Annotated in this window: 12 protein-coding genes and 1 pseudogene; 6 read left to right on the top strand and 7 right to left on the bottom strand. The window is 36.0% G+C overall.

Going from position 1 to position 16,245, the window contains the following annotated elements:
* Positions 1–35 precede the first annotated feature (35 nt).
* Together JO178_RS16890 and JO178_RS16885 are read left to right on the top strand one after the other, a co-directional pair.
* Positions 36–1,010 (top strand): deoxyhypusine synthase family protein, encoded by a 975-nt coding sequence (locus tag JO178_RS16890; protein WP_045500886.1) that lies wholly within the window; start codon positions 36–38, stop codon positions 1,008–1,010.
* A 367-nt stretch (positions 1,011–1,377) separates the two neighbouring features.
* Positions 1,378–1,674, top strand: coding sequence for an MGMT family protein (locus tag JO178_RS16885; protein ID WP_291938384.1), 297 nt, complete (start codon positions 1,378–1,380; stop codon positions 1,672–1,674).
* A gap of 97 nt (positions 1,675–1,771) precedes the next feature.
* On the opposite strand, the gene JO178_RS16880 is transcribed toward JO178_RS16885, so the two are convergent.
* Together JO178_RS16880 and htpG are read right to left on the bottom strand one after the other, a co-directional pair.
* Positions 1,772–2,173, bottom strand: coding sequence for a helix-turn-helix transcriptional regulator (locus JO178_RS16880; RefSeq protein WP_291938382.1), 402 nt, complete (start codon positions 2,171–2,173; stop codon positions 1,772–1,774).
* Positions 2,174–2,609: 436 nt separating this feature from the next.
* Positions 2,610–4,502, bottom strand: coding sequence for a molecular chaperone HtpG (gene htpG, locus JO178_RS16875; protein WP_291938380.1), 1,893 nt, complete (start codon positions 4,500–4,502; stop codon positions 2,610–2,612).
* A gap of 157 nt (positions 4,503–4,659) precedes the next feature.
* Between htpG and JO178_RS16870 the strand changes: the two genes are divergently transcribed.
* A complete protein-coding gene (locus JO178_RS16870) occupies positions 4,660–7,557 on the top strand; it encodes a prolyl oligopeptidase family serine peptidase (RefSeq protein ID WP_291938378.1) in 2,898 nt (965 codons plus the stop codon).
* A gap of 57 nt (positions 7,558–7,614) precedes the next feature.
* Here the strand turns inward: JO178_RS16870 and recA are convergent, their stop codons facing one another.
* Positions 7,615–8,622 carry a recombinase RecA gene (recA, locus tag JO178_RS16865; RefSeq protein WP_291938376.1) on the bottom strand — a complete coding sequence of 336 codons (1,008 nt, stop codon included), beginning with the start codon at positions 8,620–8,622 and terminating at the stop codon, positions 7,615–7,617.
* Between the two features lie 320 nt (positions 8,623–8,942).
* Between recA and JO178_RS16860 the strand changes: the two genes are divergently transcribed.
* Entirely contained in the window at positions 8,943–10,160 is a 1,218-nt protein-coding gene (locus tag JO178_RS16860) for a hypothetical protein (RefSeq protein ID WP_291938375.1), read from the top strand.
* Between the two features lie 10 nt (positions 10,161–10,170).
* Here JO178_RS16860 and JO178_RS16855 read toward each other — a convergent pair whose 3' ends face one another.
* The gene (locus tag JO178_RS16855; protein WP_291938373.1) at positions 10,171–11,367 is read right to left on the bottom strand and encodes an oxygenase MpaB family protein; all 1,197 of its coding nucleotides are present in this window, start codon (positions 11,365–11,367) and stop codon (positions 10,171–10,173) included.
* Between the two features lie 175 nt (positions 11,368–11,542).
* On the opposite strand from JO178_RS16855, the gene JO178_RS16850 reads away from it, so the two are divergent.
* On the top strand, positions 11,543–11,929 hold the full coding sequence (locus JO178_RS16850; RefSeq protein WP_291938371.1) for a hypothetical protein: 387 nt from the start codon (positions 11,543–11,545) through the stop codon (positions 11,927–11,929).
* A 59-nt stretch (positions 11,930–11,988) separates the two neighbouring features.
* Here JO178_RS16850 and gap read toward each other — a convergent pair whose 3' ends face one another.
* From gap to JO178_RS16835, 3 genes are all read right to left on the bottom strand, one after another.
* Positions 11,989–12,993 (bottom strand): type I glyceraldehyde-3-phosphate dehydrogenase, encoded by a 1,005-nt coding sequence (gene gap / locus JO178_RS16845; RefSeq protein ID WP_027373765.1) that lies wholly within the window; start codon positions 12,991–12,993, stop codon positions 11,989–11,991.
* A 32-nt stretch (positions 12,994–13,025) separates the two neighbouring features.
* Positions 13,026–14,012 (bottom strand): 6-phosphofructokinase, encoded by a 987-nt coding sequence (pfkA, locus tag JO178_RS16840; protein WP_291938367.1) that lies wholly within the window; start codon positions 14,010–14,012, stop codon positions 13,026–13,028.
* An 83-nt stretch (positions 14,013–14,095) separates the two neighbouring features.
* Positions 14,096–14,971 (bottom strand): DUF4846 domain-containing protein, encoded by an 876-nt coding sequence (locus JO178_RS16835; protein ID WP_291938365.1) that lies wholly within the window; start codon positions 14,969–14,971, stop codon positions 14,096–14,098.
* A gap of 190 nt (positions 14,972–15,161) precedes the next feature.
* On the opposite strand from JO178_RS16835, the pseudogene JO178_RS16830 reads away from it, so the two are divergent.
* Positions 15,162–15,476: pseudogene (locus JO178_RS16830) on the top strand (DNA alkylation repair protein); the annotation flags it as partial.
* Positions 15,477–16,245 lie beyond the last annotated feature (769 nt).

The raw sequence follows: 16,245 nt of genomic DNA, 5'->3' as shown, positions 1-16,245 counted from the left end.
CGTTTTTAAGTTTTATCTTTGCAAAAATTAAAAAAATGAGCAAACCGATAACTGAATTCATAGAAAAGTATTACCTGCACTTCAACGCAGCTGCATTGGTGGATGCTTCTAAAGGATATGTTGCACATCTTAAAGATGGCGGGAAAATGATGATTACTTTGGCAGGAGCAATGTCTACTGCTGAACTAGGAAAAATTCTTGCTGAAATGATCCGTCAGGGAAAAGTAGATTTTATCTCTTGTACAGGAGCTAATCTTGAAGAAGATTTAATGAACCTTGTAGCACACTCTCACTATGAAAGAGTTCCTCATTACAGAGATTTGACTGCTCAGGATGAGTGGGATCTTTTAGAAAGAGGCCTAAACAGAGTTACAGATACTTGTATCCCTGAAGAAGAAGCTTTCAGAAGATTACAAAAACATATCGTTGAGATCTGGAAAGATGCTGAAGCTAAAGGAGAAAGATATTTCCCTCACGAATTCATGTACAAAATGATCCTTTCAGGAGTATTGGAGCAGTACTATGAAATTCCCAGAGAAAACTCATGGATGATTGCAGCAGCAGAAGCCAACCTGCCGATCGTAGTACCAGGATGGGAAGATTCTACAATGGGGAACATCTTCGCTTCTTACTGTATCAAAGGAGAGCTTAAAGCTACAACCATGAAATCAGGAATCGAATATATGACTTACCTTGCTGACTGGTATACTAAAAATTCAGCTGGAAAAGGAGTTGGATTCTTCCAGATTGGTGGAGGTATCGCAGGAGATTTCCCTATCTGTGTAGTACCAATGTTGTATCAGGATATGGAAATGCATGACATTCCTTTCTGGTCTTATTTCTGTCAGATTTCTGACTCTACAACATCTTACGGTTCTTATTCGGGAGCGGTTCCCAATGAGAAAATCACTTGGGGTAAATTAGATATCACTACACCGAAATTTATCGTTGAAAGTGATGCTACTATCTGTGCACCATTGATGTTCTCTTATATCCTTGAGAATGCTTAAGACATAAACTCTTAACGAGATTAGAATAAAAGCGCTTCAATTCTGGAGCGCTTTTTTTGTCTTTAGGCTAAGTTCGCAGATTTTTTGAAAAAACCACGTGAATACAAAGTCTTTTCGGGGTGCAGAAAAGTCTGAAATTTTTGGCAGGAGAGTCGTTTTTTTGCCATAAATACACGAATTTATTTTATGAATGCTAGATACTATATGGTTGTATTTTTGAAAACCCCATAGATACTTAGGTATAGGGGTATGATTTTTTTACTCGTGCATTTGTGGCGGCTAAATACGTAGTGTACCATTCATTTTTTCATATCTTTATCTTTTAAATACTGTTAACACACACATTATTTTTTCTAAGACTTCAGATATGGACGATATTTTCAAACAACAGGTATACGAAGTAGCAAGACTTATTCCCAAGGGAAGAGTTTCTACTTATGGAGCTATAGCTAAAGCTGTAGGTTATCCGAATCATTCGCGTCATGTAGGAAAGGCAATGGGCGGATGTCCTAAGGATGTTCCTGCGCATCGTGTAATTTCCAGTTCCGGAGTATTGTCTGTCCCGGAATTTCAAAAAAAACTTGAAGCTGAAGGAATTATTATAGAAAATCTAAGGATAAAAGGATTCAAAAAGCTATTCTGGGACCCCATGAATGAATTATAAAGGCATCAAACTTGCCCAGTGCTTATAAAAAGAAGCAAAAAAAATCACTCATACATTGATATGAGTGACGCAAATATTTTTACAACTTAAAAGCGTATTATTTCCTAGCTCTTGAGGTACCCTGAGAATTTTTTAATTCTTCCTTTAGTCTGGTATTTTCTTCTTTTAATAAAGCAATATATCCTTGTAAGTTTTCAATAACAGCTCCCGGAATATTATCATAATTATTCTGATTCGTGATTACTCCTGCAGAAGAGGATCTATCGTTAAATATAGGATGATCATTATTAACAACTACTGTGGATTCTTCTTCTTCATAAATATCTTCTACCGGAACATCTAAAAAACGGGCAATTTTGTCCCATTCATCTCTGATGATTTTTACATCGCCGCTTTCCTTTCTGCTATAGTTGGATACATCCGTTGCGATAAAGTCTGCAACCTGCTGCTGAGTATAGCCTTTTTGCTTTCTGATGACGCGTAATTTTTCTTTTTGCATATCCGACATTTTATACAAAAATGGCAAAAAAGCATAATTTATACAATAGAAAACCCAAAAAATATAAAACAAAGTAATAATAGCGAATAGGAGATCATGAAAAGGTTTATAATATGAATAGTATTTGGGTAGACAGTTAATTATTTTTAGGAAGAGAAAGAAGTTAAAAAATGTAAAGGGTTTTGTTAATTTTATGTAGGTCTTTTTGCCATGAATACACGAATTTCTTTTATTAATATGAAACAGCTCTTCATCTTCAATATAATTATATATCTGGACAGTGCGGTTTTTTTACGACAGGTAGATGATCAGTGTAAATAAGATTATTCGTGGCACCTGTTCTACGCTGTCGGAGATAATATCCTTGCGTCTTTGCGTTTTCCCAACCTCTCAAATAAAAAAAAGACTGCTTCAAAATGAAACAGTCTCTGGTCTATTATTTTTCAAGTTGCTTATAGCTTCTTTGTATAAAATCTGTCAGGTCTTTTCCTTTCAGTAGATTTTGAGATAATTTTGCAAGATCCAAAGCGTATTTGATTAGGCTTTCTTTTTCCTCAGTATTCTCAGTTTTTAAGATCTGGTTAGAAAGTTCACTATTGGAATTTACCACAAGATTATACATTTCTGGGAAGCCTCCCATTCCAAACATATTACCTCCGCCTGTTGCCTGCATTTCTTTCATTCTTCTCATAAACTCAGGCTGAGTAATGGTGAACGGAGCATCATTGCTGTCAAGATCTTCAAGCTGAACGGTGAATTTTGCATCTTTGATGGCTTCTTCTACATTCTTTTTTAAAGATTCTTTCTCCGTTTCATTGAGTTTTGAAATAACAGGTTCGTCTTTTTTGATCAGGTTATTGATATGATCTGCATCTACTCTTGCAAATGAAATATTATCTTTTGATGTTTCCAGTTTCTGAATGACATGAGAGATAATAGGCGAGTCTAATAAAAGGACTTCATATCCTTTATCTTTTGCAGATTGAATATAGCTGTGCTGTTCATCAGAATTCGTAGCATACAGAATCACTAATTTTCCGTCTTTATCTGTTTGCGAAGGCTTGATTTTATCAACCAGCTCGTTCCACAGGAAGTATTTTCCGTCTGTTGTAGGATATAATGTGAATTTATCTGCTTTTTCAGCAAATTTCTCCTCAGTGATGATTCCGTATTCGATCACTACTTTGATGTCATTCCATTTTTGCTCATAATCTTCACGGTTATCATTAATTAAAGAAACCATTTTGTCTGCCACTTTTTTAGTGATATAAGACGAAATTTTCTTTACGGCACCATCTGCCTGAAGATAAGAACGGGACACATTCAACGGGATATCCGGAGAATCAATAACGCCTCTCAGAAGCATCAGGAAATCTGGAACAATCCCTTTTACTTCATCTGTTACAAATACCTGATTTTGGTATAGCTGAATTTTATCTTTATCGATATTTAAATTGTTGCTTAGTTTCGGGAAGAATAAAACTCCGGTAAGATTGAAAGGATAGTCTACATTCAGGTGAATATTGAATAAAGGTTCATCAAATTGTGTTGGATATAATTCGTGATAGAATTTGATATAGTCCTCGTTGGTAAGCTCGCTTGGAGCAATAGTCCATGCCGGTACCGGGTTGTTGATGATGTTGTCTACTTCTTCCGTTTCAGCAATGCTGCCTTCCGGAGCATCCTCCGGTAAAGGGAGTGTATGTGTTTTGGTTCCGAATTTAATAGGAACAGGCATGAATTTGTTATACTTTAATAACAGTTCACGAATTTTACCTTCCTCTAAAAACTCTACGGAATCTTCAGCAATATGAAGAATAATTTCGGTACCTCTGTCTGTTTTGTCTGTGGTCTCTTCAAGACTAAACTCAGGACTTCCGTCGCAGATCCATCTTACTGCCGGTTCGTCTTTATAAGATTTTGTAAGGATCTCTACCTTTTCAGCTACCATAAATGCAGAGTAGAACCCAAGCCCGAAATGTCCTATAATTCCTGAATCTTTTGCAGTGTCTTTATATTTTTCCAAAAATTCTTCTGCTCCTGAAAAAGCAACCTGATTGATATATTTTTCAACCTCTTCACCAGTCATCCCGATACCCTGGTCGATGATGCGTAACGTTTTCTGTTCCTTATCAATTTTAACTTCAAGTTTCGGATTTCCGTATTCCACTTTCGCTTCACCAATACTTGTTAAATGTTTTAATTTTAAAGTAGCATCAGTAGCATTAGAGATAAGCTCTCTCAAGAATATTTCGTGGTCGCTGTAAAGAAACTTTTTTATAAGGGGAAAAATATTTTCAACAGATACATTAATATTTCCTTTAGTCATAATATTTTAGATTTTAATTGTGCATCATACTGCTCAAAAAAAATACCATCAAGAAGAATGTGACAGAATGACATTCTTTTTGATTTACGATGAAGCCGGTGCGTCATATGGATTTGTCAAAGAAATAGCTTACTTTTAATCCTTAAATTTTTTAAAAATGAAGTTGAAATGTACAGTTTTTATTCTGCTCATGATGACCTGCTGTGTCTTTGGGCAAAAAAAGCCTTTAGACCATTCTGTTTATGACAGCTGGCAAAATATAGGCACGAGAAAAATCTCAAATGACGGGAAATGGATTGCCTATTCTGTGGATGTTCAGGAAGGAAATCCTAACCTCTTTTTATACTCCGTTAAGAATAAAACTTCCAGGAAGTTTGCAAGAGGAGCAAAAGTGGATTTTACCAATGATTCCAGATTTGCTGTTTTTCAGATCCGTCCGTTATATAAAGATATAAAGGCGGTGAAAGATAAGAAGCTTAAACAGAGTAAATTAACGAAAGACAGTCTTGCTGTCGTTGATTTGCTAAGCGGTAAAACAGAAAAAATTCCTGATGTAAAGGCCTTTAAAATCCCTGAAAAAGCAGGTTCTTATGTTGCCTATCTTCTGGAAAATACAAAGGATAAATCTTCTGATGAATCTTCTGATAAAGAAGACGGAGATGAAAAAGATGATGATAAAAATACAAAACCGCTGCAGCTGGTGGTAAAAAATCTTCTGGACGGGAAAAGCACCATATACGATAATGTAATTCGCTACGAATTCAGTAAAAATGGAAAAGAGCTCGCTTTTGTGACTAAAAAGCCGGAAGAGAAAACCAGTAAGGATAAAAAAGAGAATAAGGACTCAGGAGACGAAAAATCTTCAGATAAAAAAGATACTGACAAATCAAAACCAAAGAAATATGCATTTCAAACTGTACAGGTTGTCGATCTGCAAAAAGGCACAGTCACTAAAATTTCAGAAATGGAAGGCGATTTTTCGCAATTGTCTTTTGACGAAGACGGAAATCAGCTTGCCTTTGTAGGAACTGCTTCTGCACAGAATGATTTAGTGAAATTGTATCAGCTGTATTATTTTAATTTTAAAAGTGGCAAAAAAGAAATGGTAACCAATGAGAATGCTCAGATGAGAAAAGATTGGGTAGTTTCTGAAAACCGGTTACCTTTATTCAGCAAAAACGGGAAACAGCTGTATTTTGGTGTTGCTCCAAAATCTATAGCAAAAGATACGGCCATGATTGCTAATGATCATGCTGTCGTAGATATCTGGAATTATAGAGATGATTATCTGCAAACAGTACAGCTAAAGGATTTAAAAAACGATTTGAAGAAATCCTATGCTGCGGTAATGCAGACGGAAAAACCTGATTCCTTTAGAAATATTGATAATGTGGATCTGGATACTTTACGATTAGTTAATGATGGGAATGCGGATTTTGTTGTTGGTATTACAAGTTTAAATAATCGTATTTCTTCACAATGGGAAGGTTCGGCAAAGAAAACCTATTTCCTGATTGATAATAAAACGGAAAAAAGAACGGAAATTATTAAAAATCTGGACGGGTCGGTTTCCGTATCCCCGCTTGGAAAATTTGTTGTGATTTTTGATAAAGAAAAAGGAGCGTGGCTGAGCTATAATGTTAAAACCGGACAGACACTTCCTCTTAATAACGGTTTACCGGTTTCTTTCGTTGATGAACAGTTCGATATGCCGGATTTTCCGGATCCTTATGGGATTGCATCCTGGACGGATAATGATGAATCTGTGATTATCAAAGATCGTTATGATCTGTGGGAATTTTCCCTGAACGGTTCAAAAAAGCCAAGAAATATTACGAATGGATTTGGACGTAAGAATAAAATAACATTTGATACGTATCAATTAGACAAAGATATTAAAAGTATAAACCGGAAGTCTTCTGTTTATTTGTCAGCATTTGACAATACATCCAAAGCAAACGGAATTTTTAAAACATCTATTCAGTCGAACACTGATCCCGTAAAAATTCAGTTAGAAAATGTCTGGGGATATCGCAGCCTTCAAAAAGCGAAAAATGCATCGGAGTATATTCTGATAAAAGAATCATATGCGGATTCTCCAAATATCTTTGCCACATCAGATTTTTCAGATCAGCAAAAACTGAGCAATACCAATCCGCAGCAAAATCTTTATAATTGGGGGACTGATGAGCTGGTACACTGGACAACACCAAAAGGAAATTCATCTACAGGAGTTTTGTACAAACCTGAAGATTTCAATCCGAACAAAAAATATCCTATGATTGTCTATTTCTATGAAAAACTTTCTGATAATCTGAACCGCTACGTAGCACCGGCTCCGACCCCTTCAAGATTAAATATCTCTTATTTTGTGAGCAACGGATATTTGGTTTTCACTCCTGATATTTCTTATATCGATGGTCTTCCGGGCGAATCTGCAATGGAATATATTAATTCCGGAGTTGAAAAGCTGAAGCAAAATTTGTGGGTAGATGGTACTAAAATAGGTATTCAGGGACAAAGCTGGGGTGGTTATCAGGTAGCCTATCTTATTGCACATACCAATATGTATGCTGCCGCTTGGACGGGAGCTCCTGTTGTTAACATGACTTCTGCATACGGGGGAATCAGATGGAGTTCCGGGATGAACAGACAGTTTCAGTATGAAAAATCCCAGAGCCGATTAGGAAAAAACCTATGGGAAGCTCCGGAACTTTATATTAAAAATTCACCGCTTTTTACAATTAATCAAGTGAAAACCCCGGTAGTTATTATGAGTAATGATAAAGATGGAGCGGTGCCTTGGTATCAGGGAATTGAAATGTTTACGGCATTGCGTCGTCTCGGGAAACCCGTATGGCTTCTGAATTATAATGGCGATGATCATAACCTTATCAAGCGCCAGAACAGAAAAGATATCCAAATCCGTGAACAGCAGTTTTTTGATTATTATCTTAAAGGAGCGAAAGCTCCGGTATGGATGACAAAAGGTGTTCCGGCCACCCAAAAAGGAAAAGACTGGGGATTTGAATTAACAGATGATAAACCTAATTAATAAAAAATCGGCTGAGCCCCAGGCTCAGCCGATTTTTTATTATAGCGTCTGTAAAAATTACTGCTTTTTAGCGATAATTTCTTCTTTAACTTTGTTTTCCAGTTCCTCGGCAAGTTCAGGATTGTCTCTTAATACATCTTTTACCGCATCACGTCCCTGACCTAATTTAGTCTCTTCATAGCTGAACCAAGAACCGCTTTTCTTTACAATTCCTAAGTCTACCGCAGTATCAAGAATTTCTCCTACTTTAGAAACTCCTTCTCCGTACATGATATCAAATTCAGCTTGCTTAAATGGAGGGGCCACTTTGTTTTTCACAATTTTTACTTTAACACGGCTTCCGATTGCCTCATCACCTTGTTTAATAGGTGCACTTGCTTTTCTGATATCAATTCTTACAGAAGCATAGAATTTAAGAGCATTACCACCGGTAGTCGTTTCAGGATTTCCGAACATTACACCGATTTTTTCTCTCAGCTGGTTGATGAAAATTACCGTACATTTCGTTCTTGAAATAGTTGCCGTAAGTTTTCTCAATGCCTGAGACATTAATCTTGCATGAAGACCCATTTTTGAATCTCCCATTTCTCCTTCAATTTCAGCCTTTGGAGTAAGGGCAGCTACCGAGTCAATTACTACGATATCAATAGCTCCTGAACGGATCAGGTTATCCGCAATTTCTAATGCCTGCTCCCCGTTGTCCGGCTGTGATATAATAAGGTTTTCTAAATCGATTCCTAATTTAGCAGCATAAGTTCTGTCGAAAGCATGCTCGGCATCGATAAATGCAGCAATACCTCCGGCTTTTTGAGCTTCAGCAATAGCATGAAGTGTTAATGTTGTTTTACCTGAAGATTCAGGACCATATATTTCAATGATTCTTCCTTTTGGATATCCTCCTATACCTAATGCGATATCTAATCCTAAAGAACCGGAAGGAATTACTTCTATCGTATTGTCTATAGAGTCATCACCTAAAGTCATTACCGTTCCTTTTCCGTATGTTTTATCTAGCTTGTCAAGCACTAATGCGAGTGCTTTTTTCTTATCATCAATGTTACTCATCTCTATTAAAATAATTTCTCAAAAATACATAATTTAAATATCAAAAGCTAATATTATTTATCCCTGAAACCTGTTTTTAGAGTTAAAAAATGATAAATTTTTATGAGTGATATCATTCATAACGAGATAGATGTGGAAGATAGAAGTGAGGAATGTTAAAAAAATAAATTTAAGATAAAATATGAGGCCGGAAGTGGGTGTTGAAGAGCTGATTTCCGGTTGTTATAGTCTTCACAGCTTATTCATGAGTACTGCCATAATTTTCTCCACCCGATATAAAAAAATGCTTATCTTAAAACATTGTTTTTAAAGATTATTCTATGGACAGAAAATTAAAACGATTCCTGATTAAAGCTTTCGCTGTATTAGCTGTCATACATTTGGCTTACTTTATTTACGGGTATGTAAAGTTTAAAGGTCTTCAAAAAATTGATATGTATACAGAGTTTTACAGATTCAAATTTTATGATGATGTCTCGATCTCTCATTTTTTTGTATCCGGCTTTTTTTTGTTTTTCTTCGTTATTATTCTCCTTAAAAACCATTCATCAAAAAGAAATGAGCGCTCAACAATTTTAGGAATGGGTATTATCCTTTTATTGGTGTCTTTCTTATCCCTGACTTTTTTCATCAGTTACAGCCTGGGATTAAATGCAAAACTGCGAACTGACCTGCCTGAAAAGGATCTTAATAAAGACAAAACATTGTTGAACGTCTTACAACCTTTTTTATACAACTATACTTCCTATAGTTCGGAGAAACTGTTTAATCCTGAAAATATTTTATATCCCAGACCTTATCCTGTGATTGAACAGAGGGATACGATATATTATGATCCGGAGAATAAGGATTATTATTCAACAGAATCCAGGTATTATAGTATTGATACCCTAAGAATGCTAAGTGCGGATCATAAAAAAATAAGTAATAAAACGAAATTAGTATTTGATCTTTTTGGGCTTGATGCCCATGAGCTGGAGAAAAGGATTATTTCTAAAAAGAAGATAGGGGATAGTACCGAAATTGTATTTAAAGGAGTAGAAGTAAATCCTGAATATGATGAAAAGATGTGTATTTTTCTTGAAAACAAAAACCTGTTTTCCACTTTGCATACAATCCCTGAGCAGAGACAACAATATAAGAATGCAGTCAAAAGATATAATCTGCTTTACCAATATAGCCAGGACTCACTACTTTCTTCGTTCCAGAAGCTGGATGTCCTTTTTAAAAAATATAATATCGAAACACAGATCATTCCCAAAGACCTGACTAAAGATGTCTTTTATTACCGTGACCATCAGCAGGAGCCTCTGAATGCCATACGAAATACATATGAAAGAAACAGCCTGAAAGAGAAATTTACAACCCTTGACAGGCTTTTCTATAAACCGAATTATCTTCATCCTTCCATCGCAGGAATTTTCACAGGTGCTGTCATTGGCGTCTGGCTGGTCTTATTTTTACTGTATCTGATCTGGAATATAAGGTACAGAAAACTGGATGCAGATAAGACGAAGGAAAATAAACTCCGGCAATAGGATCTTTTTTCTAATGAAAATTTGAATTTTTGGTGATATTCAGATAGTCTTCCAGTACTTTCATCTGATCTTTATTTCCTCTTTTTATCCTGGAATTACGGCTTACAAGTTTATCGTAAATCTTATTGAAGAGTATTTTTGAGTTTGGAAATAATTTTTTATTGGAAACTTCAGGAATTTTAAGTCTTTTACAGACTTCATCATCCAGAAGAAACCACGTACAGCAGATATGAAGATATCTTAGGTTTTTCCGTTGAAATTCAAATTTTAAAATAGGATTTTCCAGGGATTCATTTAATAAAGAATGAGCCAGCAGAACAGAGTCTTTGTCAGAAGGAGGTTGAATGGAAGTCCATAAATAAAAATATTCCGTAGCTTGCTTTTTATCATCAGGAAGAAGCTGCTCCGGAATACCCAAGAGATAACCTACATATTTCCATAGATGAAAAATTCCCTGTTCTTCTTCAGCAGAAAAGGTATTTCCTAATTTTTGAAGACTGTGAAGGAAAACGAGACTGAAGCCTATATAAGTGGCCATCATATCCCAGGAATTAATAGGCTCACCCCAATTTTCAGTATCCCAGTCCTGATAATGTTTTTTGATGGAAAGTCTTGCGTAAGAATGGATCAGACGTGTTTTTATAGCAAATTCATATCCTTTTGCATGAAGCTCCAATGCATGATAACGTGTTGCATTTACCCAGAAATCCAGTGTTTCTGAAAGACGTTTTACAGCCCCTTTTTTCAGGGCTTCCGTTGCAATCAGAGGTTTGTTAAGATAAGCATAATCATATCCCCCGATTAAGCAATAATCCCTTAATGAAATTAGAGAGTCGAGATTGCTTCTCATGCATAGTTCAGCCCCACTTTTGAGCAGATCGCGATTCAGCCACCCGGGAATTTTTTGGGTTTGAAAGAATAATTTTTTTACACTTTCAGGAACGGCATCGGTTTCTGTAACTCCATTCCGGATATAATGTTCAATTTCTCTGGATGCCTCCTGGAAGTTTTTGGTACAATAAACCTCTTTTACAACATCATCACCGGCTTCATCAGTATGATAAAAGAAAGAGGAATATTGTTCAAAGTTTTTAAAACTCACTTCAGCTCCGGAAAACTCAATGAGCTGTTTTCCATTGCCGTTTTCCCAGAAATTTCTGAAATGAGGGAAATCTTTAAAACGGGGTTGTAGCGGTATTCGTTCCATGACAGATAAAAGTACAAGTTTTATGCTGAAAATTAAGTGTGAGTTTTGTCAGTTATGATGCGATGATATTCTATGATCTTAAATCACCCGAAAGGGTAATTGTTTCACTTTGACAGTTTTTGAAACTTTGTAACAACCCATAAAATTTTAAGCCATGTTAATAAAAAATGAAAACATGAAATTAGTAGACCTGTCTGTATATTCAAATGAGGTTCTTACCGAAGGATTAGGCCAGGGAGACGTTACAGAACAAGATGCCCAAAATGCGTTGGCACAGCTTTACATTTCCTATACCCAAGAACAAGCGGAAGTGTTTTTAGTAAGTAATATGCATTTCACCGCTTTAACAGTCGAAAGTATTAATCTACAGGGGCTGTGGAGTAGACTGAAAGAAATATTCTGTTCCATCGTAAGGGAAGATAGTGTTTTTGGTAAAATTATTGATTTTATCTTAGAAGCGATAGGACAGATTATTCCTTTGGGAGTTTTTATCAAATCTTTAGTAAAGATCATTATCAAGTACTTTCTTCAGAAAGGTATTGGAGCCGTTTGTCCTGTATAATCAAAACAAAAAAACCTTCCCATCGGGAAGGTTTTATTATTAGTATTGCTGATTACTGATTATAAAGAAGCAGCATGTACAAGCATATCAACCAATTTGTTTGAATATCCCATTTCGTTGTCATACCAAGAAACAAGTTTTACAAAGTTTGGAGAAAGCATAATACCAGCGTCTTTGTCGAAGATAGAAGTTCTCTTATCTCCTACGAAGTCCTGAGATACTACTGCATCTTCAGTATATCCTAAGATTCCTTTTAATTCACCTTCAGAAGCTTCTTTGATAGCCGCACAGATCTCATCGTAAGATGTAGCTTTTTCTAATCTTACCGTAAGGTCAACTACAGAAACGTCTACTGTAGGTACTCTGAAAGACATACCCGTTAATTTTCCGTTTAACGAAGGAATTACTTTTCCTACCGCTTTAGCAGCACCTGTAGAAGAAGGGATGATGTTGTTCAGAGCAGCTCTACCACCTCTCCAGTCTTTTACTGAAGGCCCGTCAACTGTTTTCTGAGTAGCTGTTGTAGCGTGTACAGTGGTCATTAAACCTTCTACGATTCCGAATTTATCATGAATTACTTTAGCTAAAGGCGCTAAACAGTTTGTAGTACAAGAAGCATTGGATAAAATTTTGATATCATCAGTAAGTTCCTTGTGATTTACACCCATTACGAACATAGGAGTATCATCTTTAGAAGGAGCAGAAAGAATTACTTTTTTTGCACCTGCATTGATGTGAGCCTGAGCAGTATCTTTAGATAAGAAAAGACCTGTAGATTCTACGATATAATCTGCACCGATTTCATTCCATTTTAAGTTGTTTGGATCTCTTTCTGCAGTTACTCTGATTCTTTTTCCGTTCACCACAAGATCATTCCCTTCTACAGAAACTTCACCTGGGAAAATACCGTGTACAGAGTCATATTTTAACATGTAAGCCATGTATTCTGCATTGATTAGGTCATTGATTCCTACAACTTCAATGTTGTCTCTTTCAGTCATTGCTCTGAAAACAAGACGTCCAATTCTACCAAAACCGTTGATACCTACTTTAATTGTTGACATAATAGTTTGTTTTTATTAGATTATAAAAATAATTAGATTGCTAAAATTTCTGAAATCAGTAAAAGATCTTTATTGATTTCGTTATGTTTTTTAATGGCTTCTTCTATAGGTGTATACGTTAAATCATTGGAACGCATTCCTGCCATTACATTGGTCTGTCCTTCCATTAGCCCTGTTACGGCACCGTAACCTAATCTGCTTGCCAAAACCCTGTCTGCACAGCTGGGAGAACCTCCTCTCTGCATATGTCCCAAAATGGCGACACGAATATCATAATCCGGGAACGTCTGCTTTGTTTTCTCTGCAAGATCATAAACATTAGCTAGTTTTTCACCTTCTGCTACCACTACAATACTGGATGATTTTCCTGTTTTCTCTGCGTTTCTGAATTTCACAAAAAGCTCATCAACACTATCCTTTTTTTCAGGAATCAGAATATCCAGAGCACCAGCTGCTAATCCACTGTTTAAAGCGATAAAGCCTGCATCACGACCCATTACTTCCACAAAGAAAACCCTATTGTGAGAAGTTGCCGTATCACGAATTTTATCAATAGCATCCATTGCAGTATTCAATGCGGTATCATAACCGATTGTATTGTCTGTTCCGAAAATATCATTATCGATAGTTCCCGGAATACCAATTACTCGGATTCCGAATTCTTCACTGAAGATCTTAGCACCGGTGAAAGTTCCGTCTCCACCAATACATACCAATCCGTCTATTCCCAGCTTTACACAATTGTCGTATGCTTTCTGACGGCCTTCCTTTGTTCTGAATTCAGCGGATCTGGCAGATTTTAGAATCGTTCCGCCCTGGTTGATTATATTTTTTACGGAACGGGCTCCCATTTTCAGGAAATCATTGTTGATCAGACCATTGTAGCCCTCCCTTACTCCGTAACATTCGATATTATAGTAATTGGCGGTTCTTACCACCGCTCTTAATGCAGCATTCATACCCGGAGAGTCTCCTCCTGAAGTAAGAACTGCAATCTTTTTTACAGCACTCTCTTTCATCTAGTAAAAAATTTCGAACACAAATTTACAAAAACAAGTTCAGATTATAGCAGTAAGTTTCCAATAGTTTTGAATATAAATGATTAAAAGCTTCTGAAGTTTGTAGGTTTAAAAATGTACCGTGCTGTTTTGATTTCCGGAGCATGGATATCCAGATCATACCATGGCGAAATATTTTTACAAAACGGATTGGAAAGAATATGTACAGACTGAGCCGGAGTAAACCCCTCAGCCAGTAAAAATAATTTTTTCCCATCCTTATTTTTAGAGACTCCGGCAATGAATACCACGTGTCCCGGACTTCCGGGAGTAATTAAAATATCTCCGGATTTTAAATCAGCATTTTTGATGACCGGTTTTGTCTCTTCGTTTAATGAAATCGTTCCTGCATAATTAAAAATAAGATCAAGATAATTTCTGAAATTCTGATAAGAACTATCAAATCCTGCCGTTTTTCTGAAACTTACAGCATTTCCGTTTACAAAAGCTCTTGTCCCGTTTTGGTAGTCGTTCCAGCTCAGCAGATCTCCACTGGTGAAATGAAATGCAATGTCATTTGCTCTTTTTATCTTATATAAATATTCGGCTCTCATTCGGATCACCGTATCAGCACATTGTTGTAAGTCTTTATCTCCGGTATCAATATCAAAAACAGCTTCATGAAGATATTGTGTAGAAATAGGAATACCATCATACCGTAAAATCTGACTTCCATATGGTTTCAACGTAAAATGTTCAATAAAATAGCCGAAAGAATCAGGCTTTTCTTCCTGCCAATAATAATCTTTTGGTGGAGAGAATCTTTCTCTGACAGTATTTTTATCTTTATGGATCTCTACCGAAGTTTCACGTACCTGATTTTTTGTTTCGTGGGGAGTGAGATTTGGAAAGTTCTTATCTTGGGTACAGCCTGATGCAATAATGATCATCATCATCATTCCGGGAATAATTTTTTTCATATTCATTTGATTCGATTACAAATATGATCATTTTTAGATGATGAACAATAAAAAAAGAAGGTCCCGTCATTGTAATCTCAAAACTGACAAAATTTTTAAGATACGGGAACTTACAATCCTATGCGGTTACATTTTAAAAACCGCCTAGAAACATGGCTTTTATGAAGGATGTTTCTGGTTTCGTTTATCCGTTTTATTAAAGTGGACGACCAGTGAAAATGAAAATATCAGGCGCTTTGCCAGTGAATCCACAAGACCTAGGGGAGTCTGGTGTGAGCATATTCAGGAATTAAAACAAAACCCGGGTCTTGGGCTGGATATTTTAGGACCTTTACGATCAGATCCCTCAAGATATGTACAGAACAGTGTTGGAAACTGGCTGAATGATGCCGGTAAATCACAGCCGGAATTTGTGGTGGAAGTTTGTAATGAATGGCTTCGGGAAAGTAAGACAAAAGAGACACAGTATATCGTCAAAAGAGCATTGCGGACTATTCGTAAATAAAAGTTATCCACAAAGTCGGAAAGTGGATTCGTTCTTCTCATCCATTTCACAGGAATTTCAGTAGAAAGATCGGAACAGATTCCGGCTATTTTTTGACTGAAAAAAGTTATCCACAATATGGAATTGTTGATTGGTGTTATTTTTAATGATCTGTAAATAAGTAATTTGATTTATTAGTCAGAAAAAGGGTTTACGTAAATTCATATAAAATCTGATAAAAAAAAGTTATCCACAAAGTCATATTGTAGATTGATTTCTTCTGCAAATTTCGCAGCATCATTAAAAAATAAACCGGAACATATCTACGATGGTTTTAGAGTGGAAAAAGTTATCCACAATATGGAATTGTTGACTGTGTTGATTTTTAATGAGCTGAAAATGAGAGGTCTGTTTTTGTTGGTTCCTGGAAGGTTTTTAAATCAATCAGCACGAAGTCTGATGAAAAAAAGTTATCCACAATGTCACCATGAGGATTGGTTTCTAGTGTAAGGTTTCCGGGATCAGTAAATATTTCTGGAAAAGGGGGTTGATATAGATCTATACAATTTATGTCTGAAAAGTTATCCACAATGCTCTTTTATCTGATGTTGTGTTTTTTATGTTTTTGTATAACACTGGTTTATATGTTTTTTAGTAGCTTTTACAATAGGTTTACTTGAGATTTTGGTTCATTTATAAAAAAAGTTATCCACACAGAAGTGATACTTATTCATATGTTATATTTACCTGTAAAATAGTATTTAATCTTTATTATCCGGCGTTTCTGTTA

Origin of the sequence: Chryseobacterium sp., assembly GCF_019236175.1 — a bacterium.
Classification (GTDB): domain Bacteria; phylum Bacteroidota; class Bacteroidia; order Flavobacteriales; family Weeksellaceae; genus Chryseobacterium.
The sequence above is the reverse complement of the archived record's forward strand: the minus strand, read 5'-3'. Positions and strand labels throughout refer to the sequence as shown.

Coding starts and splice junctions, on each gene's coding strand:
- JO178_RS16890 (WP_045500886.1), top strand. CDS start 36: ATGAGCAAACCGATAACTGAATTCATAGAAAAGTATTACCTGCACTTC.
- JO178_RS16885 (WP_291938384.1), top strand. CDS start 1,378: ATGGACGATATTTTCAAACAACAGGTATACGAAGTAGCAAGACTTATT.
- JO178_RS16880 (WP_291938382.1), bottom strand. CDS start 2,173: ATGCAAAAAGAAAAATTACGCGTCATCAGAAAGCAAAAAGGCTATACT.
- htpG (WP_291938380.1), bottom strand. CDS start 4,502: ATGACTAAAGGAAATATTAATGTATCTGTTGAAAATATTTTTCCCCTT.
- JO178_RS16870 (WP_291938378.1), top strand. CDS start 4,660: ATGAAGTTGAAATGTACAGTTTTTATTCTGCTCATGATGACCTGCTGT.
- recA (WP_291938376.1), bottom strand. CDS start 8,622: ATGAGTAACATTGATGATAAGAAAAAAGCACTCGCATTAGTGCTTGAC.
- JO178_RS16860 (WP_291938375.1), top strand. CDS start 8,943: ATGGACAGAAAATTAAAACGATTCCTGATTAAAGCTTTCGCTGTATTA.
- JO178_RS16855 (WP_291938373.1), bottom strand. CDS start 11,367: ATGGAACGAATACCGCTACAACCCCGTTTTAAAGATTTCCCTCATTTC.
- JO178_RS16850 (WP_291938371.1), top strand. CDS start 11,543: ATGAAATTAGTAGACCTGTCTGTATATTCAAATGAGGTTCTTACCGAA.
- gap (WP_027373765.1), bottom strand. CDS start 12,993: ATGTCAACAATTAAAGTAGGTATCAACGGTTTTGGTAGAATTGGACGT.
- pfkA (WP_291938367.1), bottom strand. CDS start 14,012: ATGAAAGAGAGTGCTGTAAAAAAGATTGCAGTTCTTACTTCAGGAGGA.
- JO178_RS16835 (WP_291938365.1), bottom strand. CDS start 14,971: ATGAAAAAAATTATTCCCGGAATGATGATGATGATCATTATTGCATCA.